This is a genomic window from Xanthomonas sp. AC360, assembly GCF_979258225.1.
On the sequence record NZ_OZ409846.1, the window covers coordinates 1,125,918 to 1,150,223 of the forward strand.

Below are 24,306 nucleotides of genomic sequence, written 5' to 3' on the forward strand. Positions count from 1 at the left end.
GTTGCCGGCAGCGCTGAGCTTGCTGATGGCAGCGCTTGCGCCTGGTGTGGCGCAGGCGCAAGCCAGCGCCGCTATCACTGCCGATGTCGCCTTCGATTGGTTCGATTATCGCGGCGACGATGCGGTGTTCGCCACGCCGCTGGCAGCTGGCCAGTACCGCAACCCGATCCTGGCCGGCTTCTATCCGGACCCCAGCATCACCCGCGTGGGCGAGCGCTATTACCTGATCAATTCCACGTTTGCGTATTTTCCGGCGATTCCGGTGTTCGAGAGCCGCGATCTGGTGCACTGGACGCAGATCGGCAATGTGGTCGAGCGTGCCGATCAGCTCGACTACGACGGCCTGGGCGTCTCGCGCGGCATGTTCGCCGCCAGCATTCGGCATCACGACGGGCGCTTCTACGTGGTGGGCACCTCGGTGGACAGCGGCGGCAATTTCATCGCCAGCGCCGAGCGTGCATCCGGCCCCTGGTCGGCACTGACATGGTTGCCGAGCATCGATGGCATCGACCCGTCGTTGTTCTTCGACACCGATGGCAGCGCGTACTTGCTCAACAACGGTCCACCGGAAGGTACACCGTTGTACGAAGGCCACCGCGCGATCTGGATGCAGCGCTTCGACATCGCCACAAATCAGCCCACCGGCCCGCGCAAGGTGCTGCTCAACGGCGGCGTGGACCTGGCCAGCAAGCCGATCTGGATCGAAGGACCGCACCTGTATCAACGCGACGGCTGGTACTACCTGTCATGCGCCGAGGGCGGCACCGGGCCGCAACATTCGCAGGTGGTGCTGCGCAGCCGCAACGTATGGGGGCCGTATGCGCCCTCGCCGCACAACCCCATCCTCACCCAGCGCGACCTGCCGGCCGAGCGTGCGCATCCGGTCAGCAATGCCGGCCATGCCGATTTTGTCGAAGCACCCGACGGACAATGGTGGGCGGTGTTTCTGGCCAGCCGGCCGTACTCCGGCGAGCGCTACAACACCGGGCGCGAAACCTTCTTGTTGCCGGTGCAATGGCGCGATGGCTGGCCGTCGATCCTGCCTGCGGGCAAACCGATTCCCTTCATCGCCAACGCACCTGCAGGGGCAAAAGCGCCTGTCGACCAGGCGCCGCTGTCGGGCAACTTCACCTGGCACGACGACTTCACTGCCGCCACCTTGCAACGCGAATGGCTCAGCTTGCGCGTGCCCAAGCGCGCGGTGGCCGATACGCTGGCACGCGCTGGTTGGTTGACCCTGCATGCAACTACGCAGGGCCTGGAAGGCAGCGGCACGCCTGCGTTTGTTGCGCGTCGCCAGCAACACACGCGCTTTCATGCCAGCACCGCGTTGGCGGTGCCTACACAGGCCGGCGTGCAGGCCGGGCTGGCCGCGTTCCAGAACGCCAACGCGTGGTATGCGCTGGGCGTGCGCCGCGACGGCGCTGCACTGGAAGTGTTTGTCGACAAGCGCGACGGCGCCACCACCACCACGCTGGCGCGCACCCGCATCCCGGCCACCACCACGCAGCTGCGTCTGCAGATCAGTGGCGATGGTGGCGCATACAGCTTCGACTACGACGCCACCGGCACCGGCTGGCAATCGCTGCGCCGCAACGACGACGCCGGCATGCTCAGCACCGCACAGGCCGGCGGCTTCGTCGGCAGCATGATCGGGCCCTTCGCCCGTTTGCAACCGGACCGCACCAAGGAGGACTGACCATGCTTTCGCACTCTGCCCGTTCCACCACCGCCCCGCGCCGCGCCCTGGCCGCCGGGCTGCTGCTGGCGATTGCCGTCGCAAGCACCACCACCCAGGCGGCCACATCGCCGCCGTATATGGACACCCAACTGCCGTTCGAGACACGCGCCGCCGACCTGGTGTCGCGCATGACGCTGGACGAAAAAGCCGCGCAGATGCAGAACGCCGCGCCGGCCATCCCGCGCCTGCAGGTGCCCGCCTACGATTGGTGGAACGAAGCACTGCATGGCGTGGCGCGCGCCGGTGGCGCCACGGTGTTTCCGCAGGCGATCGGGCTGGCAGCCACCTTCGACACCCCGCTAATGGCCGAGGTCGCCACTGCTATCAGCGACGAAGCGCGCGCCAAACATCACGCCTTTCTGGCGCGCGGCGAGCACAAGCGCTACCAAGGGCTCACGTTCTGGTCGCCCAACATCAACATCTTTCGCGACCCACGCTGGGGCCGCGGCCAGGAAACCTACGGCGAAGACCCGTTTCTCACCGCGCGCATGGGCGTGACCTTCGTGCAAGGCCTGCAGGCGCAGCAGGGCGCATATCGCAAGCTCGATGCCACCGCCAAGCACTACGCGGTGCACAGCGGCCCGGAAGCCGACCGCCACCACTTCGATGTGCATCCCAGCGAACGCGATCTGTATGAAACCTACCTGCCCGCATTTCAGGCCTTGGTGCAGGAAGGCCATGTGGCCGCAGTGATGGGCGCCTATAACCGCGTCAACGGCGAGTCCGCCTCGGCCAGCACGCGGCTGGAAGGCATCCTGCGCAACGACTGGGGCTTCGATGGCTATATCGTCAGCGACTGCGCAGCGATCCGCGACATCTGGCAGAACCACAAGATCGTGCCCACGCCAGAGGCTGCTGCCGCATTGGGCGTCAAACACGGCACCGACCTGGATTGTGGCGATACGTATGCGGCATTGCCCAAGGCAGTGCGTGCAGGCTTGATCGACGAAGCCACCATCGATACCTCGCTCAAGCGCTTGATGACCACGCGCATGCGCTTGGGGATGTTCGACCCACCGGCCAAGGTGCCCTGGGCGCAGATTCCCGCATCGGCCAGTCAATCGCCGCAGCACGATGCACTGGCACGCCGCACCGCGCGCGAATCGCTGGTACTGCTGAAAAACAATGGCCTGCTGCCGCTCAAATCCACGCTCAAACGCATCGCCGTGGTCGGCCCCACCGCCGATGACCCGATGTCGCTGCTGGGCAATTACTACGGCACGCCTGCCGCGCCGGTCACCATCCTGCAGGGTATTCGCGATGCGGCGCCACAGGCGCAGGTGGTGTATGCGCGCGGCAGCGATCTGGTGGAAGGACGCGAAGACCCCAATGCCGCCGCGCCGATCGAGGCGCGCTATCTGCGTCCGGCCGCCGATGCCAAACAGAACGGATTGACCGGTGAGTACTTCAAGGGGCGCAGCTTGGCCGGGCAGCCGGTGCTGACCCGCATCGACCCGCGTATCGCGTTCCGCTGGGACCGCAATGCGCCGACCGACGACGCGCTGGGCCGTGGCGAACTGCAGCCCGGGCAGGCCTTGGAGAAAGACGATTTCAGCGTGCGCTGGCACGGCCAGTTGCTGCCGCCGGTCACCGGCGATTACGAACTGCAGATCGCCGCCGATGACGGCGTGCGGCTATCGCTGGATGGCAAGTTGCTGATCGACCAGTGGAGCGATGCACCGCGCATGCGCAGCGGCAACGCCAGCGTGCACCTGGAAGCCGGCAAGGCCTACGACCTGCGCGTGGAGTATTACGAAGCCACCCGCGATGCCGGGGTGCGTCTGGCCTGGCGCATGCCCGGCGCCAAGCTACCGTTGCAGGAAGCGGTAGACGCCGCGCGTAACGCCGAGGTGGTGGTCTTCGTCGGCGGGCTCACTGGCGATGTCGAAGGCGAAGAGATGGACGTCAACTACCCCGGCTTTGCCGGTGGCGACCGCACCGACACCCGCCTGCCCAAACCGCAGCGTGACTTACTGCAGGCATTGCAGGCCACCGGCACGCCGGTGGTGATGGTGCTGACCACCGGCTCGGCACTGGCCATCGATTGGGCGCAGCAGCACATCCCCGCAATTCTGCTGGCCTGGTATCCCGGCCAGCGCGGCGGCAGCGCGGTGGGCGATGTGTTGTTTGGTCAAGCCAATCCCGGCGGTCGCCTGCCGATCACGTTCTACAAGGAAAACGAGCGCTTGCCGGCCTTCGATGATTACGCCATGCGCGGCCGCACCTATCGCTATTTCAACGGCACACCGCTGTACCCGTTCGGCCATGGCCTGTCGTACACGCAATTTGCGTATTCGAACCTGCGCCTGGATCGCAACACCGTCGCAGCCGATGGCACGCTACGCGCCAGCATGACCCTGAAAAACACCGGTCAACGTGCGGGCGACGAAGTGGTGCAGCTCTACCTGCACCCACTCGCACCGCAGCGCGAACGTGCCGGCAAGGAGCTGCGCGGCTTCCAGCGCATCACCCTGCAACCGGGCGAACACCGCGAGGTGAGCTTCACCATCACACCACAGACGGACCTGCGTATCTACGACGAGCAGCGCAAGTCGTACGCCGTGGATCCGGGCACCTATGAAGTGCAGATTGGTGCCTCCAGCAGCGACATCCGCGCCAAAAAAGTCTTCACCATCGACAAAAAGTAAAGCATTCGCCCCTCTCCCACCGGGAGAGGGGTTGGGGTGAGGGTACGGCCCCAAGCACCCTCACCAGGCAACACGTCTCGCAGAAACCCATATGCCAACGCCACGCTTGTCACGCAGTACACTCGCCGCCCTGCCACCCACCGTAGCCATGCCCGGCTACGACACTGCAGCCACCACCATCGGTATCGTGCATCTGGGCGCCGGCGCTTTTTTTCGCGCGCATCAGGCGGTCTACATCGATGACCTGCTTGCCACCGACCCAAGTTGGGCGATCAGCGCCGTCTCGCTGCACAGCCCGCAGGTGCGCGATTCCCTGCGTCCGCAGGATGGTCTCTACACACTCGCCCTGCTCGACGAGACGCCGCAGCTGCGCGTCGTCGGCTCCATTCGCGAAGTGTTGTGCGCTGCGGACGAACACGCTGCGGTGCTCGCCCGCCTCGCCGACCCAGCGGTGCGCCTGATCACGCTCACCATCACCGAGAAAGGCTACTGCCTGGCCGGCGACACGCTGGATCTGAGCCACCCCGATATCGTGCACGACATCGCCAGCCCTGCCACACCCCGCAGCGCCATCGGCTATCTGGTGGCCGGCCTGCAACAGCGCATGCAGCGCGGCGTCGCACCGTTCACCGCACTGAGTTGCGACAACCTGGCCGATAACGGCAGCCTGCTGCGTCGCGCGGTGGTGACGCTTGCAGGCCAGCACGATCCCGCGCTTGCGGCGTGGATCGACCAGCACGTCAGCTTTCCGCGCTCGATGGTCGACAGCATCACCCCTGCCACCGACGATGCGGTGCGCCAGCAGGTACAAGCACAACTCGGTCAGTCCGACGCGTGGCCTATCCAGCGCGAGCGTTACACCCAGTGGGTTGTCGAAGATCGCTTCTGCAATGGTCGTCCTGCGCTGGAGCGCGTCGGTGTCGTACTGAGCGACGACATCGCCGGTTACGCGCGCGCCAAGCTGCGCCTGCTCAATGCACCTCACTCCGCACTGGCCTACCTGGGCAGTTTGCTGGGGCGCGACACGGTGGCCGACGCCATGCGTCAGCCGCCATTGGCAGCTCTTGTCGAAACCCTGATGCGCGAGGACATCGCCCCCACCTTGCAGCCAATGCCGGGCTTCGACGCGCAGCGCTACAGCGATGCCATCCTTGCGCGGTTCCGCAACCCCGCCATCCGCCATCTATTGGCCCAGATCGCCTGGGATGGCTCGCAAAAGCTTCCGGTGCGGCTGCTCTCCACGATCGGCGACGCGCTCGCTGCAGGCCAACCGATCGATCGCCTCTGCCTGCCGCTGGCCGCGTGGCTGCACTTCATTCGCCGGCAGGCGCACAACGGTATCGCGCTGATCGATCCCTTGAGCGAGGTGCTCAGCGCGCTGGGACGCGAAGCGACCGGCGATGCCGGCCACGATATCGCCTTGTTTCTCAAGCTGGATGCCGTGTTCGCACCGTTGTCTGCAGATGTGCGGTTTTCTGCAGCGCTGACCACCGCGTACGCTGCGCTGGGTGCCGCGACGCCGCACGACGTGGAGAAAGCGCTTGTCGCGATGCGTGTTGTCTAGCGGATGCGCAGGGCGCCATTTCGGTCAGCGATATGTCGGCCATCGATTTGAAAGCGCTGCGATGCGCAATGCGCCACTGCATGACGCGATGGCAGATCAGCGGGCATGCAATCTGACCCGGCACCAGTGTCAGCATTGCAGTCGAGCGCTGTCGACGCGAGTCGAATCCGATGCTCCAGCGTCGTCAATCCCTGCCCGGTTACCCGGCTGCAATGACTTGACCAATCCGTAGTAGGTTGCCGCTCTCATCCACAATCGCAAACTCGCGCATCCCCCAAGGCTTGTCGCCCACCGGGTCGATCCGCGGAATACCGCGCTGCGGAAGTGCCGCCGACTGCATCGCCGCGTAGATCTCATCCACCTCACCCACCCGCAGATAGCAGCCCGCATAACAAGCGGCCGGGTCGAGATCCGGATGCGCAAAGAAATGCAGCTCCACAGCGCCACGCCGCATAATCGCGTATCCCGCATCATGCGGATGCACATCGCCCTCAAACCCGAGCCGCCGATAGAACGCCAGCGTCTGCGCAATCGAGCGGCTGGGCAGGATTGGGATGGTTTGGTCAACTACGTTGCTCTGGGTGCTCATCGTGGACTCCTGCCTGCAGATGATCGGCGTTCAAACGCCAGTGGTGGCTTTAACCTACTGCGACCTGACGCCTGGATTCTGAAAGACGTATCAATACCAGCGCAAGCAGCGCCAGGAAGCTCAACTCCCACACATAGAACGCCACACCGACGTGATCGATCAGCACCTCGTGCCCGGCTTCGTTCTTTGCAAACTTCGTGGCACGAAAGGTGTCCAGCCCGATGAGGCAAGCCGACAGCATCAAGGCCGACGCCATACGGTACATCTTTAGGAAATAGCAGAGCCAGGCGATAAAAAACAGCGGATTGCTCATCCAGGCAACGCATTGACCGTCGAGCACCTGCATCCAGCCAAACAGCAGGATGACCAGACCGCCGATGTCATCTCCTCCTCCATGCAGCACGGGAAGGCATAGCGCGATGAGGTAGAGAAGCGCTGACGACACGAGGAGGAATAGCTTCACACACGTCCCTATCTTGAAATGATGCACAGCGGCTGTGTTGTGCGGCAGCATCTGCGCTGGAAGATTGGCCTGCACTATATCAAGGCAGGTGATCTTGGATTTCGGACCGACACGTCCGCGATAAATCTGCGGCACGCCAGGCGAGACGCATCACGTGTGAGTTTCGGCGCTGCGTGTCGCTGTGACATGCTTGATCTAGTGTTCACGACGACATGCATTACCACCATCGACATGGCAATGCGCAAAAAGCAGGATCTACCGGAGAAGGTTTGCGTGCAATGCGGGCGGCCATTCCGTTGGCGCAAGAAATGGGAGAAGGTCTGGGACGAGGTGAAGTACTGCTCGGACCGATGCCGCGGCGATAGCAAGCGACACCGACCCGCCCCCTAGCGAAGCTGGCCTACCGCTTGCGTCGTCGGCGAACAGGCAGGGCCGGTGCTCGGATCGGTATGCCGCATACGGCCGCTGAAGGTGCGCCGCGCCGTACCCGCCGTTAATGCCCAGATGACGATTGCTGGCAACGCTTGCCGGCCGCCTGGCTTGATAAGGCCGCAACGCTACTCCGCTGCGGCCACGCTTCTGACGCTGACGCAGCGTGACCCGATGGCGGATATCCGCTGGCTTTGGCTATTTCTTTGCCACCGCTTTCTTCGTGGTGCCCGACTTAGTCGCACGCTTGGTGCTGCTGCGCTTGCTAGCCACTGCCATATTGTCGACCAGGTTCGGATACGGCCGGCCGGCTGCCTTGGCGCGCTTTTTGGCTTTGGCTTTTTGGGTAGGAGACAGCGACGCTGAGGCCGACTTTTTGACCGGATTGGGCTTGGTCCAAGGTGCGGCCTTTTTCGCGTCGCTCGTCTTTGCACTACGCGCAGTAACACGTTTCTTTGCAACGCCGTTGCGAGTGTCAGCCTTCTTGGTCGCCACCTTCTTGGCTGCTGTCTTCTTGCTAGCTGTCTTCTTGCTGGCTTTCCTTGCAACCCCCTTCACGACAGAACCCGCGTCGCTCTTTTTGCCAGCTGCTTTCTTACTTGCCGTCGTTTTAGCGACGGCCGTCTTCGCCACGGCCTTCTTGACGGCCTTTTTAGATGCTGCTTTCTTGGCTGCGCTTGTCTTGGTCGCTGCCTTCTTGCCTGCGGCAGCGGTACCGCTGGTTCTCCGCTTCGATGGGGTGGCCGTCTTGGTGGTGGCTTGCGCGTCCAGCTGTCGCAACACCCGCTCTGCCCAGCGTTGCCCGGCATCGCCGCCCCACAACAGCCAGGCGATGTAGCCGGCCGAAGGTGCCTTGGCATCTGCCCACCCCTTGCCCTGCTTGTCCACCCTGTGACGTACAAAGTACGCATGCATGCGCCGTATCGTCTGTGCAGATAGCGACTTCTGCGCGGACAGATCGCGTGCCCGCGCCACACCAATCGCGGTGCCGCCACGCCCATGCTGCTTGCGCAGCTTCAGGCCGCGTGCGGCCGCCTGCGCGACATTCTTTGGCGGTGAGAGATCAACCGTGTGCGTCGTAGCGGTGCGCGCCATGCGAAGAGTCCTGATAGGAAGCGTGACCGGTAGTGTTCGCATCCGCGATGCAGCCTACGTGAAGACGTGTAGCGGTCGATTCTCGTTGACCTGTCTGTGCTGCATGCGCTGCAGCGACTGCCTGCGCAACGCCAATCAGCTAATCGCCGAAGAATGACGCGTACTCCCTGGTGCCATGCGTCGGTGCTGCGCGATGACCCAGCAGATCAGCCGAGGATTGCCGCAAGCCTGCGGTGCACCGCGTATGTCGTCGATTGAATGGCAGCCGCCTGAAGCGGCGACGCGAGCCCGCGCTGCTGCATGCTCGTGAAAGGCTGACCACGTCGAATTGTCCATCGAACCGCGATTGATCACCTATGGGTCAGTCTGCTCGCAGCGAAGACGTGGCATCGTCGTGCCGATACACTCGATCACACGTTGTCATCGGAGGGAACATGCCTTGAAACTGTCAGCACTCGCCGTCATCACCGCCGTCGCGTTCGCCGCGCCGCTCCTTGCACTGTCGGTCGAGGACGCGTGTGCCGTAGAGCGGGCATCGCACAATCAGATCGGTGCAGGCGAGAGCTGGAAACAGATCCACGCCGATAGCACACCGCATGCACGCCACGAGAACAGCTTGGTGGCCATCGGCGAGCGGCTCTATCTGATCGGCGGGCGCGACCAGCGGCCACTGGACATCTTCGACACCCGAACGCGTCGCTGGTCGCAAGGCAGTGCGCCACCGTTGATGGTGAGCCACGCGCAAGCAGTGGTGGTGTCGGGCAAGCTGTATTTCGTAGGCGGATTCACCGGCGATTACCCGGAGGAAGCTTCGCTGACCCATATGCTGATCTACGATCCGCAGACCGACACCTGGCAGGTGGGGCCAGAGATTCCCGTACACCGTCGGCGTGGCGCGGCAGGCGCAGTTGCGCATGAGGGCATGCTGTATCTGGTGGGCGGCAACACGCGCGGGCACATGAGCGGCTATGTGCCGTGGCTGGACGCTTTCGACACCAAGACCCAGCAGTGGACGCAGCTGGCCGACGCCCCGCACGCACGCGACCATTTTCATGCGGCAGTGATCGACGGCAAGCTGTATGCCGCCGGTGGGCGCAGGTCTGCGCATGAAAGCGGCAACACCCTGGCGCAGACGATTCCGGAAGTGGACATTTACGATATTCAACGCGGCACTTGGTCAGTCGCGCCGGCGGCCTTGCCGACGCAGCGTGCGGGCACAGCCGCCATCGTGCGCAATGGCCAGCTGCTGATCATCGGTGGCGAGAGCATGCGTCAGGTCAAGGCGCACGACGAGGTAGAAGCCTACGATCCGGCTAGATCCAGTTGGACAGCGCTGGCAGCACTCCCGCAAGGGCGTCACGGCACCCAGGCCGCAGCAGTCGGCGACGATCTCTACATCGTTGCGGGCAGCGGCAACCGGGGTGGTGGGCCGGAGTTGGATGATGTGTTGATGTTGGGTGACGCGGAAGCCATGCGCTAAGCAGCGTGGGCGACAGCCGAGTCGAATCGCAGGAGTGGCTTGAAGGAAAAGCGACGTGTCATGCAGGGCTATGGGTAACGCTCCATCGCGGCCAGGGCCGCTCCTACAAGAGCGGCGACTGGATGGGCTAAGGTTTGGTCGCCCGATAGGTACTACCGCACAAACTGCAACCCCAGCGCCTTGACCCGTACGCGTGTCAGCATCGCGTGCGAGGTCATGTAGAGCGTGTGACCGTCGTTGCCGAAGGCGCAGTTGGAGATGGCTTCGCCGGTTTCGATGCGGCCCAGGCGTTGGCCGGCCGGGTTGAAGACGATGACGCCGCCGGGGCCGGTGGCAAACAAGTGGCCGTCGGCGGACACCGCCATGCCGTCCGGCAGTCCTGGCGAGTCCTTGCCCACCAGATCCGAGGCATCGGCGAACACACGCTTGCTAGTGACCGCGCCACGCGCGTCGAGCGCGTACGCCATCCAGATCGGCCGTTCCGGATCGGAATTGGAAACGTACAAGGTGCGCGCATCGGGCGAGAGCGCGATGCCGTTGGGGAAGCTCAGGCTGTCGTCCAGCAGATGCACGCTGCCATCGGTGTCCAGCCGATAGACGCCGTTGAAACGCAGCTCCTTGACCGGCGAGTCGTTCAGATCCTTCAAGCCGTACGGTGGGTCGGTGAAGAACACCACGCCGTCAGTGCGACGGACCACATCGTTCGGGCTATTGAAACGTTTGCCATCGAAGCTGGTAGCCAGCGGTGTTTTCTTGCGTGTGGCCGGGTCGAGCCTGGCGACGATGCGGGTACCGGAGTCGGCGAGTAACACAGTGCCGTCGGGCTCGGCATACAGTCCGTTGGCACCGGCTTCGCGTAGCGTGGCCTGCTCCGGGCCGACATAGCCCGAGGGCGACAGCAACACCGACAGGCCGGCCTCTTCGGACCAGCGATACAGCTTGTTTTCCGGCACATCGGTAAACAACAGATAGCCGCCATTGCGCACCCATGCCGGGCCTTCGGACCAGGTGAAGCCTTCGGTGAGCTTCTCGATCCGCGCGTCTGCAGCAACCACCTCGCCGAAGCGGCGATCGAACGTTTCCACATGCCCGATGGCTGGGAAGCGCGGCGGCGGCGGATCCTTCTTGGTGCAGGCAGCGACAATCGCCAACAACGGAACGGCCAACAACAGATAGGACGGCAAGCGCATCGGGAAGTCCGGAAATCCAGGTGAGTGCATCATGCCATCATGCGGCGGCAGGGTCCCTGCGCATGTTGGCGAACGCGACTATCGACCAGCGCTCGCAGGCACCGCCAACACCGCATCCAGCGCCGGTTTTGGCTGGTGATTGCGGTCGAATAGCAGCGGGTAATTCGTACGGCCTGGCACCGGGTAATCGTTCTTCCACGACATGCCGTCGCTGACACCCCACACGCTTACGCGCGCCAGCTTGTCGCGCTTGCGCCAGAACAGTGCGAACAGCTCCGCGTAGCGGTCGCGCAATTGCGCCTGCACAGCAGGCGGCAGCCCATCGCGGTAGGGGTCCAGAAAGCGCTTGAACTCCGGCAGTTGGAACTGCTTGTGTGCCATCCCGGTGCCGATGACCTGGCCTTCCTTGGTGAGCGGCAGCACGTCCACATCGAGTTCGGTGATCATGACCTTGATGCCGAGTGCGGCGTAGGCGTCGATGGCGTCTTCGATATCGCGCAGGCTGGGATAGTCGAGCCCCCAGTGCCCTTGCATGCCGACGCCGTCGATGCGGATACCGGATTGTTGCAGCATCTTGACCATGCGCACGATGCCGTCGCGCTTGGCCGGCCGCCATGCGTTGAAGTCGTTGTAGTAGAGCTCCGCGTCCGGTGCATACCGCTGTGCAAAGGTAAACGCATTGCGCACCACGGTGTCGCCATCGCCCACGCGTTGCACCCAGTTGGTGGAACGGTAACTGCCATCTTCGTCGATGATCTCGTTGACCACATCCCAGGCCTGCACCTTGCCGACGTAGCGCCCGGCCACGCCTGCGATGTGCGCGCGCATGCGCTCGATCTGCGCGGCCGAGCTATTAGGCTTGCCCTGGGCATCGACAAAGAACCAGTCCGGGGTCTGGTTGTGCCAGACCAGCGTATGCCCCACCACAAACAGGTGATTGCGTTGCGCGTAGTCCGCGAACGCATCTGCAGCACGAAAGTCGAAGACGCCCGGGCGCGGCGCAACGACCTCGGCCTTCATCACGTTCTCCGGGGTGACCGCGTTGAAGTGGCAGGCCACCAATGCGGCGGCCGCGGCGTCCTTGCCGGAGACGATGTCGGTATTGACCGCAGTGCCGAGCAAGAACCCGTCGGCATACGCGTGCTTGAGCGATGTGCTGGCGGTATCGCAACGCGCGGCTGCGGGCAGGGCGGCGATCGCGCTGATGCCCACAATGGCAATGCGCAACAGGGTTGCAAGAACGGGCAGGTGCGTGTGCATGGCAGGTTCCAAGGTGAGTTACTGCAGGCGACAGGTCATGCGCAATCCCATCACTGCGCCACGATCTGCGCCTGCGCGGCGTCCAGGCTGTCCGATTCGACATGCAGCGTGATGGTGCCGCGTGCGCCCGCCTTCGCCCGCACGATCGCCAGGCACAGCCCGTTAAAGGCGTTGCGTTGCGGCGAAGCGAACGACTCCAGATTGGTGGGGTCGCCGTTGTCGGTGGCAACCAGTTCGCCCGGGCCATCGATCCGAAACCGCAGGCGGTCGCCGGCGGTGGGCTCAGGACGTCCGTCGCGATCCAGCAATTGCACGGTGACGAAGCTCAGATCCCGGCCGTCGCCGTCGATGCGGCTGCGGTCGGGCGTGATCTGCAGGCGCGCCGCGCGGCCGGCGGTCTGCACGCGGTCGCTGGCCCACGGCTTGCCGTCCTTGTAGGCCTGCACACGTAGCTCGCCGGGCTGGTACACCACATCGTCCCAGCGCAGCCGGTAGTGCAGCGCGCGCTTGCGCTTGCGCCCCTGCGAGACACCATTGACGAACAGCTCGGCCTCATCGCCGGAGGTAAACACATGCACCGGCGTCACCTGGCCCTCGCGGCCGGGCCAGCTCCAGTGCGGCAGCAGATGCGCCATGGGCAGCTGCGGGCGCCAGCGCGCCTGATACAACCAGTAGCGATCCTTGGGAAACCCCGCCAGATCGAAGATGCCCGAATATGCACTGCGCGAGCTGTAATACGGCGTGGGTTCGCCCAGATAGTCGAAGCCGGTCCAGACGAATTCGCCGGCGACATACGGGTGCCGATCCAGCGCCGCAAACACCTTGTCGGCACTGGAGCCGAAGTCCACCGCATGCAGCTCGTAGGCGCTGACCTGATGCGCCACCGAGTCGCCGCCGCGCCCGTCGCGCACCGGCGCGCTGATGTCCGGGCTCACCGGAAACAGATACACGCCGCGGCTGCTCAAGGCCGATGCGGTTTCACTGCTGACAATGGCCTTGTGCGGAAATGCGGTATGAAATGCCGGATATTGCGGCGGTTTGCGGATGCGCTCGGTGCCTGCGAACTCCGGCGCATCGCGGATGCCCTCGCCCTGGTAGTTGAGGCTGATAACATCCAGCGCGGCCGGCAATGGCATGTCCGGCGAGGCGTAGTTCATCGCGACCGTGGCCGGCCGCGACGGATCTTCGTCATGCACGATGGCGTGCAGCGTGCGCGCGATGGCGGCGCCCTGTTGCCCGGTGTACTGCTCGCCCACTTCATTGCCGACACTCCACAGCATCACCGACGGATGGTTGCGGTCGCGTCGCAACATCGCGCGCAGATCCGGCTCATGCCATTGCCCAAATACCAGATGGAAATCCAGCGGCGTCTTCTTCATCTCCCAACTGTCGAACACCTCGTCCACCACCAACAGGCCCATGCGATCGGTGAGTTCCAGCAGCTCCGGTGCGGGTGGGTTGTGGCTCATGCGGATGGCGTTGGCACCCATCTGTTGCAGCAACTGCAACTGCCGCTCGGCGGCGCGCACATTGAACGCGGCACCGAGCGCGCCGAGATCGTGATGGTTGTTCACCCCGCGAATCGGCACATGCTCGCCGTTGACCAGCAGGCCCTTGTCCGCATCGAACACGATGCTGCGGATGCCGAACGGGGTTTCGTAGCGATCCACCACCTGCCCCCGCTGGCGCACCTCGGTCACCGCCACGTAGCGATGCGGTTGCTGGGTCGGCGGTGGGCCCCACAGGCGTGGTGCGTCGATCTGCACGGTGCCCTGCACGCGGGTGCTACCGCCGGCAGGCACGGCAATCTGCGCTACGGGAATCTGCGCGACCGCATCGCCACTGCGTGTGCCCGTTGCCGCGTCGAGCACGTAGATGGCGGTGCTGACCTGCGCCTGCGCCGCAGTGCGCGCAGCGTTATCCAGCGTCACCGCCAGCTGGATCTGTGCCGATGCGGCCGACACCTGCGGTGTGGTCAGCTGCGTGCCCCACTGTGCGATGTGCAGCGGCGCAGTCTTGGTCAGCCACACATTGCGATATAGCCCGCCACCGGGATACCAGCGCGCCGAATCGGGTGGATTGTCCAGACGGATCGCCAGCTGGTTGCGCGCGCCGGCAATCGCATACGGCATCAGATCTACACGCCAGGAGCTATAGCCGTAAGGCCAGCCGCCGACCAGCCTGCCGTTGAGCCAGACCGTGGCATAGGACATCGCGCCATCGAGATCGAGAAACAGCGAGCGGCCGCGATCGCTGGCCGGAATGTCCAAGGTTTTGCGATACCAGCCAATGCCCCAACTCGGCAGACGCCCCATGCCGCCGTATGGACCATCGACCAGAAACGGCTCGGCGATGGCCCAGTCGTGTGGCAGATCCACGGTTTGCCAGCGGCTATCGTCGAACTGCGGCTGCACATACGCGACGTCATTGCCGGGATTGCCGGGCGGGCGTCGATGCCGTTGCGCCGGGTCGGCGATCAGGGCGTTGGCGGTTGGCAGAATCCACGGCTTGAGCACGTCCTTGGCCGCTGCGCGCAGCTGCTGCGCCTGATCCGGACGCGCATCGGCCACCTTGCCGTCTTCGCTGCGGATCACCTGCGGGCGCGCGTCGTAATCGAGCACCACGTGATTGCCCGGCGGGTCGTCACGCTGAAAGCGCCATTGCGCGTTGAGCGACACCCGCTCGCGCGGTGCGCCGGTTTGTGCGGTGGCGTCGAGGGTGGGCAGTGCAAGCCCGGCACAGATCATGACGGTGCAGATCATGTTGGTGCAGCTAACGCGCATGGCATTGCGCCACGCTGCAGCGCGTGGCGACTGTATGTTGGTCATGACCTCAGCCCCCCCCCCCCGCATTGCGTATGACGCGACGTTGCACGCCGCTGCTGCGTCGTATCACTGCCGCACACGCAGCGCTGCGGTTGCGTCACAGCTTGTAAGCCTGCTTGGGCAGCCGATACGCGAGATCCATCGCCACCTCCACCGCTTCGTCTTCCTCCAACCGATGCTCGGCGACCAGCTTGGCCAGGAACGCGCTGTCTACGCGCCGCGCGACATCGTGGCGGGCCGGGATCGACAGGAATGCACGCGTGTCGTCATTGAAACCCACCGTGTTGTAGAAACCGGCGCTGGCCAGGGTCTGCTCGCGGAAGCGCCACATGCCCTCCGGCGCGTCATGGAACCACCATGCCGGGCCCAGCAGCAGCGAGGGGTAATGGCCGGCCAAAGGTGCCAGTTCGCGGCTGTAGCTGGTTTCGTCCAGCGTGAACACGATCAGGCGCAGGCGCGGGTCGTTGCCGTAGCGATCCAACAATGGCTTGAGCGCATGCACATAGTCGGTGCGCATCGGAATATCGGCGCCCTTGTCGCGCCCGTAGCGCTCAAACAACGGCCGGTTGTGATTGCGAAAGCAGCCCGGATGCAACTGCATCACCAGGCCATCGTCCAGGCTCATCGCCGCCATTTCGGTCAGCACCTGCGCGCGGAATAGCTCGGCCTGTTGCGGCGTTGCAGCGCCACGCACCACGGTGTCGAACAGGCGTTGCGCCTCACCCGGCGACAGATCGGCGGTGGCGGCACTGGGATGCCCATGATCGGTGGAGGTCGCGCCGTGCGCGGCGAAGAATGCGCGGCGTTGCCGATGCGCGCGCAGATAGCCTGGCCAGGTCAGCACGTCCTCGCCGGTAAGCGCGCCGAACTGCTGCAGCGCACCGGCAAACTGCTCATGCTCCGGGTCCACCACCGGGTCCGGGCGGTACGCGGTCACCACACGGCCGGCCCAGCCGCTGTCGCGAATGGTCGCGTGATGCTGCAGCGTGTCCAGCGGCGATTCGGTGGTGGCGATCACCTCGATGTTGAAACGCTCGAACAGCGCACGCGGACGAAAGCCTGGCGTCTGCAGCGCGGCGGTGATGTGGTCGTAGTAATGATCGGCAGTACCGGCATCCAGACGGATGCGCAGATCGAAGACGGTGTGGAAGACATGATTCAGCCACACCGCAGACGGCGTGCCGCGCAGCAACGTGTAGTACGCAGCAAACACGCGCCATGCCGCGCGCGGGTCCACCGGTGCGCGCGTGCCATCGGCGTGCGGGATACCCAACGCATCCAGGTCGATGCCCTGGCTGTACAACATGCGGAACACGTAGTGATCGGGCACCAGCAACAGTTCGGTGGCATTGGCGAACGCGGCATTGGTCGCGAACCAGGCCGGGTCGGTATGGCCGTGCGGGCTGATGATGGGGAGCGTGGCGATCTGCGCATACAACCGGCGCGCAATCGCCCGCGTGCCGGGGTCGGCTGGCAACAGGCGGTCGTCGTGCAAGGTCAGCGGCAAGGAGGTGGACATGGGGTCGGGGCACCAAACAGTTGAGATGGGTCGTGCAACGCGCGCGTCAGGGCGCGGGCGTGCCGGGATGGGCGGCCACGTAATCGCGCAACCAGGTCATCGCCGGGCGCTCGCTGCCATCGCCACGCACCAGATAGGCGGCTTCCTTATCGCGCCACAGGCCGGGGCGGAATCCCCACAGCGTGATGCCGCGCACCGCCGGGTGCTCCCAGAAGATCGGAAACACGCGCTGGTAATCGGCCAGCTGCTGCGCATCGCTTGGCCCATCCAGATCGAATTCGGTGATGTAAATCGGCAAGCCGGTGGCGGCCAATGCATCCAGATTGGTGCGATGCACCGACATCGCCACGTTTGGCGTGGTCTCGAATGCATGCTCCTGGATGCCGATGGCATCGACCAACTGTTCGCGCTGCAGCAACCGCACGATCTGCAGATATTTCTGCGTGGCCTGCGTGTTGTTGGTGATGCTGTAGTCGTTGATCATCAGCTTGGTATGCGGAAAGTGCTGGCGCGCGAGCCGAAACGACTGCAGGACCCACTCCCAGCCGCTGGCGCCGTCACCGCCGAGCGCCTGCAGATAATTGCCGCCGCCGGTGTCGGCCTTGCTGGGCGGGTCGTTGAGCGGCTCGTTGACCACTTCCAGCAGGTCGATGTCCGGGTAGCGCTGGGCCACGGCGGCAAACCACTGCTCGATCTCGCGGCGCTGCTCGGCCGGGGGCAAGGTCTTGATCCACTCCGGCTGCTGATTGCCCCACACCATCACATGCATCTGGAACGGCATGCCGTTGGCTTTTGCGAACCGGTAAGCGGTATCCAATGTGCGCCAGTCCATCTGGTCGCGCACTGCCTCCACCGTGCCCCACTTGCCGCCGTTTTCCGGGGTGAGCTTGTTCCAGTACTGCGCAAAGCCCTGCGCCTGTTGCGGGCTGTAGGCGCTACCCAGAAACTTGGACGCGCCCGCTGCCAGCGGCGCGGCTTGCGCCACCGATGCGATGCTTGCTGCCAGCAACAGTGCGATTCTCGCGGTGTGCAGGGACATGGTGATTCCTCAGGATGATGGAGGCGTTGCGGTGGCCGCAGGCAGCTGCGCCGGCTGTAGCCGCGGCACCAGAGCATGCACGACCGCCAATGCCAGCAGGTAGGCCGAACCGGCCATCAGAAACACCGGCACGTAGCTGCCGGTCGCCTGCAGTAGAAACCCGATGAACGTGGCGATCAACATGCCGCCCACTGCGCCGGCAAATCCGCCGATGCCTACCACGGTGGCCACCGCATGCCGCGGAAACATGTCCGAGGGCAGCGTAAACAGATTGGCCGACCAGCCCTGGTGTGCAGCGGTGGCCAGGCCGATCAGACCCACCGCGAGCCACAGGTTGTCTGCGCGTGCGGCAAACACGATCGGCACCACCGAGACGGCGCAGATCAGCATCGCGGTCTTGCGCGCACGGTTGACGCTCCAGCCGCGCGCGATGAAGCGCCCGGCAACCCAGCCACCGGCGATGCTGCCGATATCGGCCAGCACAAAGATCACGATCAATGGCGCACCCAGCTGCAGCAGGCTCAGGCCGTACTCGGCATGCAGGAATTTTGGCAACCAGAACAGGAAGAACCACCAGATCGGGTCGGTGATGAATTTGCCCAGCACGAACGCCCAGGCCTGGCGATGCCGCAGCACCTGCAGCCACGACAACCGCGCTTGCACCGGCTCATGCGCATCGCTGCGGATGTGCGCAAGTTCTGCGCTCGACAGACCGGGTTGCTGCTCGGGCGCGTGGTAACTGCACCACCACACCACCAGCCAGGTGGCGCTCAGTATCCCGGTAAACAGAAAGGCCGCCTGCCAGCCCCAGGCAGTAGCGATCACCGGCACCAGCAAGGGCGCGACGATGGCACCGATGTTGGAGCCGGAATTGAAGATGCCGGTGGCCAGCGCGCGCTCGCGTCGCGGGAACCATTCGGCCACGGTCTTGAGCGCGGCGGGAAAGTTGCCGGACTCGCCCAGCCCCAGGAAAAACCGCGCAATCGCAAAGCCCACCACGCTGGTCGCCAACGCGTGGCCCATCGCCGCCAGACTCCACACCCCGATCGCCAACGCATAGCCCAGCCGCGTCCCGAAGCGGTCGATCACCGCACCGCTGCACAACAGGCCCAGCGCATAGGCCGCCTGAAACGCAGTGACGATGTAACCGTACTGGATCTCGTTCCAGCCGATCTGCGTCTGCAAGAACGGCGCAAGCACGCCCAGCACCTGGCGGTCCACGTAGTTGATGGTGGTCGCTGCCAGCAGCAGCGCGCAGACGCGCCAGCGCACCCGGCCCAGGCGCGCTCCGGGGCTAGCAGCATCGGCCGCAGGCGCGTCGCTCATGGGCACAGCTCCTGCAAGCGCACAACCATGTCGCCTGCGTTGTCGCGATACCTGCTGCGCATCGCGGCAAGCAAGGGCGCAAGCAGCATGTCGCTTGCGCGTTGTCCGATTCGATTCATCGACCACTGCACCTGCACGAAGGTGGCCTTGCGCCACGGGTGATAGCGCTACCATTACCACGCTGCACGCAGGAATCCATCGCGCACTGCAGCACGCGGCGACCGTCCGTCGGCGTTGCGTGCTTGCGGTGCAGCGTGATGGCAGCGCCGCTTCGCTATGCCCCGGCAACTATGCTGCCCTGCAGCGTGATGTTCTGAATTTGGTAGCGCTAACATCCAGCGCCACTGATCGCCCGTCTCCCCCATCGCATCATCGTCGCGCCGATTCCGGGCAGCGGCACTCCCTACGCAGGGGCGATGCGTGGGACATCTGCTCACCTGTTAGGGAAGGGAATACGGTGAAGAACAGCTACGCACGTACCGCGTTGTCCTGCGCGTTGGGGTCCATCCTGCTGGGCATGACCAGCACTGCCGCCTGGGCACAGTCCACCGACGCCGACAGCGCCGCGCAAACGCCACCGGCCACAGCCGGCAACAACGATGCAGTGACCCAGCTCGACACCGTCACCGTCTCCGGCTACCGACGCAGCATCCAGTTTTCCACCGATGCCAAGCGCGACTCGGTCGGCTTTGCCGACACCGTGTTTGCAGAGGACATCGGCAAATTTCCGGACATGAATATCGCCGAGTCGCTCAACCGCATCCCCGGCGTGCAGCTCTCGCGCGACGTCAATGGCGAAGGCCTCAACATCGCCATCCGCGGCCTGGGCACCAGCTTCACCAAGACCACGCTCAACGGCGCCAGCATCGCTACCGCCTCGATCGGTCTGAATGCGCAGAACCAGAATCGCGAAGTCGATCTGAACCTGTTTCCCACCGAATTCTTCACCCAGCTCACCGTGAGCAAGACGCCCACCGCCAGCATGCTCGAAGGCGGCGTTTCCGGTGTGGTGGACATGCGCAGCGCGCGCCCGTTCGATCGCCCCGGCGTGCACTTCACCTACCAGGCGCAGGCCGACTGGAACAGCACCAGCGAAAAGACCACCCCGCGTGGCGCCTTCATGGGCAGCTGGACCAACGAAGCAGGCACGCTCGGCGCGTTGTTCGGCGTGGCCTCGGTGCGTAGCAAGCTGGGCGTGCGCGGCTTCGAAAGCGTGGGCTGGACCAACCCTGGCCTCACCTACACCCAATGCGGGCTCACCCCGCCTGCAGGCACGCCGGCGACCAATCAACCGGCGGCCTGCAACGTCAACGGCGGCGGCAACTGGCGCATTCCAGACCGCGTGCCGGCCACCGCCGGCAGTGGCTTGACCACCGGCGAAACCATCGACGCGGCATGGCTGCTGGCGCGCAACCCGGGCTTGAGCATCGACCAGATCAGCGATGCGTTGATTCCGCGCCTGGGCCGCAGCGTGTACATGAATGGCGATCGCGACCGCGATGCGTCGGTGATGTCGCTGGAATGGCGGCCCTCCGACAGCATGCATTTCTACCTGGACACGCTGTATTCCGAAGCCAAGCGCACCACCGAGCGGATCAGCATGAATCTGATCGGCCGCAACGGCAACATGATTCCGCTAGGCATGCAGCTGGATCAGAACAACGTGGTCACCAGCGCCACCTTCGCCAACGCGCAGTATTTCCTGGAAGCGCGCCCGTACCGCGAAGAGGTCAAGTTCTGGAGCGTCAATCCCGGTGCCGAACTGCTGTTCGGTGCCGAGCAGGACATCAAGCTCAACGTGCAGGCCAACGCCACGCGCAGCTGGCTGGATCGCGAGTCGCCCAGCATCCTGGTCACCTCGCCGTTCACCACCGTCGATTACCGCAACCAAGGCGGCGACCGCCCGTCGATCAGCAGCCCGCTGGATCTCAACGACCCGAACCTGGGCTGGGGCTGGAGCGGCGGACGGGTCAATATCCAGAACGAAAAACGCGTCACCCAGACCCGTGGTGGACGTGCCGATCTGCAGTTCGGCGAAGACAAGCGCAACATCAAGATCGGCGCCGCATACGACCAGGCCGAGCGCACCATTCGCGGCTTCGACAACAGCATTGCCTGGGAGCAGGTGGTGTGCCGCGGCGGTGGCGGCAACGTGTGCAACGGCGGCCCTGGTTCGGCAGTCCCGAATGCGGCCCTGGCCAGTTACTTGCGGCCCGGCCCGGGCGGCTTCATCACTGCCGATTTCAACCGTTTCCTGGGCGACACCAACTACTACGCGCTACGCGATTCCGCACCGGAAACCAACTCCGCCAACACCGGCGCCTCGGCCGGCGGCATCCGCGAAAAGAACCTGGGTTTCTATATCGAAACCAACGCCGAAACCGAAGTGTGGAACCGCACGCTGCGCTTCAACGCCGGTGTGCGTTACGTCACCACCGACCAGACCATCACCGGCCCGGTCACCATCAACGGCATCCGCCGCGTGCAGGTGCTCGATTCCGATTACGCCGAAACCCTGCCCTCGTTCAACGCAGCCTGGGATGTGGCCGACAACGTGGTACTGCGTCTGTCCAGCTCGCGCACGCTCACGCGTCCGGACCCGAGCGCGATGTTGCCCAACACCAATTTCAGCGATCCGTCCGCACAGACCGCGACCCAGGGCAATCCGAACCTGGCGCCGTATCTGTCCACCAATGTCGACTTCGGCGGCGAGTGGTACACCGGCGGCGAAGGCTATGTGGGCCTGACGCTGTTCAACAAGCGCATCAGCGGCTTCACCGTCAATGGCGTGCGGCGCATTCCCTTCAACGATCTTGGTGTGCCCTACGAGAGCCTGCTGCCGATCCAGCAAGCCGGGCTGGACCAGCGCGGTGGCCCAAATGCCGCCACGGTGGACGTGCAGACCCAGGTCAACGCCGATGGCGTGCTCAACATCCGCGGCACCGAAGCGATCTGGGTGCAGCCGTTGGACAAGCTGGTCGACGGCATGGGCTTCAGCGTGAACTACACCCATGTTACCCAATCTTCGGAAGGCGAAGGCATTCCGGCAGTGGCCGTCGGTGTGGCGCCCAATCTGTGGAACGGCACTGTGTACTGGGAAAAGAACGCAGCCTCGGTGCGCCTGTCCTACACCTGGAACGACGACATGGTGATCTCCGGCGCCAATCAGAACGGCATCCCGTACGCACGCCTGAATGCCGATGCACGCGGCCAGCTCGATCTGTCGGCCAGCTACGCGCTGGACTGGCTGCCTTCCAAGCCGCAACTCACGCTCAATGTCACCAACATCACCGACGAGCCGTTGCGCACCACCTATGCGTGGCCCAACGCCACCTACGATCTGTACGAGCCCGGGCGCACCGTCATGCTCGGCATCCGCGGCACGTTTTGACAGTGTCCATCGAGACGCGCTCGCCGTTGGTTGCCGGGTGTAGCGGGTGTTCGGACTGCACGCGTGATTCGCGTGCACTCCGTCTGCCGCGCGCCGTCCAACGTGCCTGCACGACGGCGCACGACGTTTTGTCCGACACTTCAGGCACTGCGCCTGCAACCGCGATCCAGACGGATCGCGGCCGGCGGCGTAGCGCGCGCCGCGGCGTTTTCCGCAGCACTCTCCGAGCCCGCCTCACCTCATGAACGATCGATCACAGCAGCTCTCCGTGCGCGAAAAGATCGGCTATAGCCTGGGCGACCTGGCCGCCAATCTGATCTTCCAGACGCTGGTGACGTTTTTGGCGTTCTTCTACACCGACGTGTTCCGCATCCCGGCGAGCGCGGCGGCCACGTTGATCTTCGTGGTCGGCCTGCTCGGCGCGTTCGTGTTTACGCCCATCATCGGCATCCTGGCCGATCGCACCCGCACCCGCTGGGGCAAATTCCGCCCATGGATCCTGTGGACCGCACTGCCGTTTGGCGCACTGTCGCTGGCGGCCTTCAACACACCTGCGCTGGGCGAGCACGGCAAGATCACCTACGCATTTGCCACCTACACCTTGCTGATGCTGGTGTACGTGGCCAACAACCTGCCGTATTCGGCGCTGAGCGGCGTGCTCACCGGCAGCATGGAGCAGCGCAACAGCTTGTCGGCGTATCGCTTTCTGGCGGTGACGTTTGCGCAGTTCATCATCCAGGTCTTGCTGCTGCCGCTGGTGCTGATCCTGGGTAATGGCGACAAGGCGCAAGGCTTTCGCAACACCATGGGGTTGTTCGCCGCGGTCGGCACGCTGTGCTTTCTGATCACCTTTTTCACCACCCGCGAGCGCGTGCTGCCGATCGCCGAACAACGCAGTAGCGTGCGACAGGACCTCACCGACCTGGTGCGCAACAAACCCTGGCTGGTGATGCTGGCACTGACCATTCTGGTCTTCATCAATCTCGCCATGAAGGGCGGGATGTACATCTACTACTTCAAGTACACCCTCGACGCGGGCGCGCTGACTCACTTTCTCGATGCCGCCGGATTCAACCGGTTTATTGCCGCAATCAACAGCGTGCTGACCGGCGCCGGCATGAGCGCCTTGCAGTGGCCGCAAGACGCGCCAACCTCGGCGTTCAGTGTGTTCAGTGCCGGCGGCATCCTGGCCATGATCGTGGGTATCGGGTTTTCCAAACGCCTGGCCGACCGCTACGGCAAGCGCAATGTGTTTGGTGGGGCGCTGCTGATTTCCACGCTGTTTCTGCTGGCGTTCTATGTCTATCCGGCGACTGCCATCGGTTGGGTATTCGGCTCCTATGTGCTGCACGGCTTTTTCTACGGCATCACCATCCCGTTGCTGTGGGCGATGATTGCCGACGTTGCCGACTACTCGGAGTGGAAGAACCACCGCCGTGCCACCGCCATCATTTTTTCGGCGATGTTGTGCGGCCTGAAAATCGGCCTGAGCGTCGGCGGCGCACTGGTCGCCGGCCTGCTCGCCTTCTATGGCTACGACGCTGCGCTGCCGCAGCAAAGCGGCGCGGTCACTGACGGCATTCGATTAGCCATCAGCGTGTATGCGTCCATCCCGTTCCTGCTCGGCACCGCACTGCTGGTGTTTTACGAGATCGACAAGCCGCTGGAATCCCGCATCGAACGCGAACTGGGCGTGCGCCGTCAGGCCGCTCCGCTCGCGTCGCCCTAACCCTTTCCTTCCACCTCA

General features: G+C 64.3%; 16 protein-coding genes. 7 read left to right on the forward strand and 9 right to left on the reverse strand.

Annotation, left to right across the window (positions count from 1 at the left end; genetic code table 11):
* Positions 1-13: 13 nt before the first annotated feature.
* From ACZZ0O_RS04885 to ACZZ0O_RS04895, 3 genes are all read left to right on the forward strand, one after another.
* Positions 14-1,699, forward strand: coding sequence for a glycoside hydrolase family 43 protein (locus ACZZ0O_RS04885; RefSeq protein WP_463592550.1), 1,686 nt, complete (start codon positions 14-16; stop codon positions 1,697-1,699).
* A 119-nt stretch (positions 1,700-1,818) separates the two neighbouring features.
* Positions 1,819-4,389: a glycoside hydrolase family 3 C-terminal domain-containing protein gene (locus ACZZ0O_RS04890; RefSeq protein WP_463592551.1), complete on the forward strand. Its 2,571-nt coding sequence runs from the start codon at positions 1,819-1,821 to the stop codon at positions 4,387-4,389.
* A 91-nt stretch (positions 4,390-4,480) separates the two neighbouring features.
* The gene (locus ACZZ0O_RS04895) at positions 4,481-5,953 is read left to right on the forward strand and encodes a mannitol dehydrogenase family protein (RefSeq protein ID WP_463592372.1); all 1,473 of its coding nucleotides are present in this window, start codon (positions 4,481-4,483) and stop codon (positions 5,951-5,953) included.
* Between the two features lie 199 nt (positions 5,954-6,152).
* Here ACZZ0O_RS04895 and ACZZ0O_RS04900 read toward each other — a convergent pair whose 3' ends face one another.
* Positions 6,153-6,542 carry a bleomycin resistance protein gene (locus ACZZ0O_RS04900; protein WP_463592373.1) on the reverse strand — a complete coding sequence of 130 codons (390 nt, stop codon included), beginning with the start codon at positions 6,540-6,542 and terminating at the stop codon, positions 6,153-6,155.
* A gap of 49 nt (positions 6,543-6,591) precedes the next feature.
* Entirely contained in the window at positions 6,592-7,005 is a 414-nt protein-coding gene (locus ACZZ0O_RS04905; protein WP_463592552.1) for a hypothetical protein, read from the reverse strand.
* A 231-nt stretch (positions 7,006-7,236) separates the two neighbouring features.
* On the opposite strand from ACZZ0O_RS04905, the gene ACZZ0O_RS04910 reads away from it, so the two are divergent.
* The gene (locus tag ACZZ0O_RS04910; protein WP_104615202.1) at positions 7,237-7,395 is read left to right on the forward strand and encodes a DUF2256 domain-containing protein; all 159 of its coding nucleotides are present in this window, start codon (positions 7,237-7,239) and stop codon (positions 7,393-7,395) included.
* Between the two features lie 237 nt (positions 7,396-7,632).
* Here the strand turns inward: ACZZ0O_RS04910 and ACZZ0O_RS04915 are convergent, their stop codons facing one another.
* Positions 7,633-8,529 (reverse strand): DNA-binding protein, encoded by an 897-nt coding sequence (locus tag ACZZ0O_RS04915; RefSeq protein WP_463592374.1) that lies wholly within the window; start codon positions 8,527-8,529, stop codon positions 7,633-7,635.
* 439 nt (positions 8,530-8,968) lie between these two features.
* On the opposite strand from ACZZ0O_RS04915, the gene ACZZ0O_RS04920 reads away from it, so the two are divergent.
* Positions 8,969-10,009, forward strand: a complete 1,041-nt coding sequence (locus ACZZ0O_RS04920; RefSeq protein ID WP_463592375.1) for a Kelch repeat-containing protein — start codon at positions 8,969-8,971, stop codon at positions 10,007-10,009.
* 152 nt (positions 10,010-10,161) lie between these two features.
* Here ACZZ0O_RS04920 and ACZZ0O_RS04925 read toward each other — a convergent pair whose 3' ends face one another.
* From ACZZ0O_RS04925 to ACZZ0O_RS04950, 6 genes are all read right to left on the reverse strand, one after another.
* Entirely contained in the window at positions 10,162-11,199 is a 1,038-nt protein-coding gene (locus ACZZ0O_RS04925) for an SMP-30/gluconolactonase/LRE family protein (protein ID WP_463592553.1), read from the reverse strand.
* Between the two features lie 78 nt (positions 11,200-11,277).
* On the reverse strand, positions 11,278-12,459 hold the full coding sequence (locus ACZZ0O_RS04930; RefSeq protein ID WP_463592376.1) for an endo-1,4-beta-xylanase: 1,182 nt from the start codon (positions 12,457-12,459) through the stop codon (positions 11,278-11,280).
* Between the two features lie 50 nt (positions 12,460-12,509).
* Complete coding sequence (galB, locus tag ACZZ0O_RS04935) at positions 12,510-15,206, reverse strand: beta-galactosidase GalB (protein ID WP_463592554.1); 2,697 nt, start codon at positions 15,204-15,206, stop codon at positions 12,510-12,512.
* Positions 15,207-15,381: 175 nt separating this feature from the next.
* A complete protein-coding gene (gene uxaC, locus ACZZ0O_RS04940; RefSeq protein ID WP_463592377.1) occupies positions 15,382-16,803 on the reverse strand; it encodes a glucuronate isomerase in 1,422 nt (473 codons plus the stop codon).
* Positions 16,804-16,849: 46 nt separating this feature from the next.
* Positions 16,850-17,842: an endo-1,4-beta-xylanase gene (locus tag ACZZ0O_RS04945; protein ID WP_115514334.1), complete on the reverse strand. Its 993-nt coding sequence runs from the start codon at positions 17,840-17,842 to the stop codon at positions 16,850-16,852.
* Between the two features lie 9 nt (positions 17,843-17,851).
* Positions 17,852-19,342: an MFS transporter gene (locus tag ACZZ0O_RS04950; protein WP_115529315.1), complete on the reverse strand. Its 1,491-nt coding sequence runs from the start codon at positions 19,340-19,342 to the stop codon at positions 17,852-17,854.
* A 283-nt stretch (positions 19,343-19,625) separates the two neighbouring features.
* Here ACZZ0O_RS04950 and ACZZ0O_RS04955 point away from each other — a divergent pair, with 283 nt between their 5' ends.
* Positions 19,626-22,559, forward strand: a complete 2,934-nt coding sequence (locus ACZZ0O_RS04955; RefSeq protein ID WP_323539451.1) for a TonB-dependent receptor — start codon at positions 19,626-19,628, stop codon at positions 22,557-22,559.
* Between the two features lie 241 nt (positions 22,560-22,800).
* Complete coding sequence (locus ACZZ0O_RS04960; protein ID WP_463592378.1) at positions 22,801-24,288, forward strand: MFS transporter; 1,488 nt, start codon at positions 22,801-22,803, stop codon at positions 24,286-24,288.
* The last annotated feature ends 18 nt before the right edge of the window (positions 24,289-24,306 follow it).

Coding starts and splice junctions, on each gene's coding strand:
- ACZZ0O_RS04890 (WP_463592551.1), top strand. CDS start 1,819: ATGGACACCCAACTGCCGTTCGAGACACGCGCCGCCGACCTGGTGTCG.
- ACZZ0O_RS04895 (WP_463592372.1), top strand. CDS start 4,481: ATGCCAACGCCACGCTTGTCACGCAGTACACTCGCCGCCCTGCCACCC.
- ACZZ0O_RS04900 (WP_463592373.1), bottom strand. CDS start 6,542: ATGAGCACCCAGAGCAACGTAGTTGACCAAACCATCCCAATCCTGCCC.
- ACZZ0O_RS04910 (WP_104615202.1), top strand. CDS start 7,237: ATGGCAATGCGCAAAAAGCAGGATCTACCGGAGAAGGTTTGCGTGCAA.
- ACZZ0O_RS04915 (WP_463592374.1), bottom strand. CDS start 8,529: ATGGCGCGCACCGCTACGACGCACACGGTTGATCTCTCACCGCCAAAG.
- ACZZ0O_RS04925 (WP_463592553.1), bottom strand. CDS start 11,199: ATGCGCTTGCCGTCCTATCTGTTGTTGGCCGTTCCGTTGTTGGCGATT.
- ACZZ0O_RS04930 (WP_463592376.1), bottom strand. CDS start 12,459: ATGCACACGCACCTGCCCGTTCTTGCAACCCTGTTGCGCATTGCCATT.
- galB (WP_463592554.1), bottom strand. CDS start 15,206: ATGATCTGTGCCGGGCTTGCACTGCCCACCCTCGACGCCACCGCACAA.
- uxaC (WP_463592377.1), bottom strand. CDS start 16,803: ATGTCCACCTCCTTGCCGCTGACCTTGCACGACGACCGCCTGTTGCCA.
- ACZZ0O_RS04945 (WP_115514334.1), bottom strand. CDS start 17,842: ATGTCCCTGCACACCGCGAGAATCGCACTGTTGCTGGCAGCAAGCATC.
- ACZZ0O_RS04950 (WP_115529315.1), bottom strand. CDS start 19,342: ATGGTAGCGCTATCACCCGTGGCGCAAGGCCACCTTCGTGCAGGTGCA.
- ACZZ0O_RS04960 (WP_463592378.1), top strand. CDS start 22,801: ATGAACGATCGATCACAGCAGCTCTCCGTGCGCGAAAAGATCGGCTAT.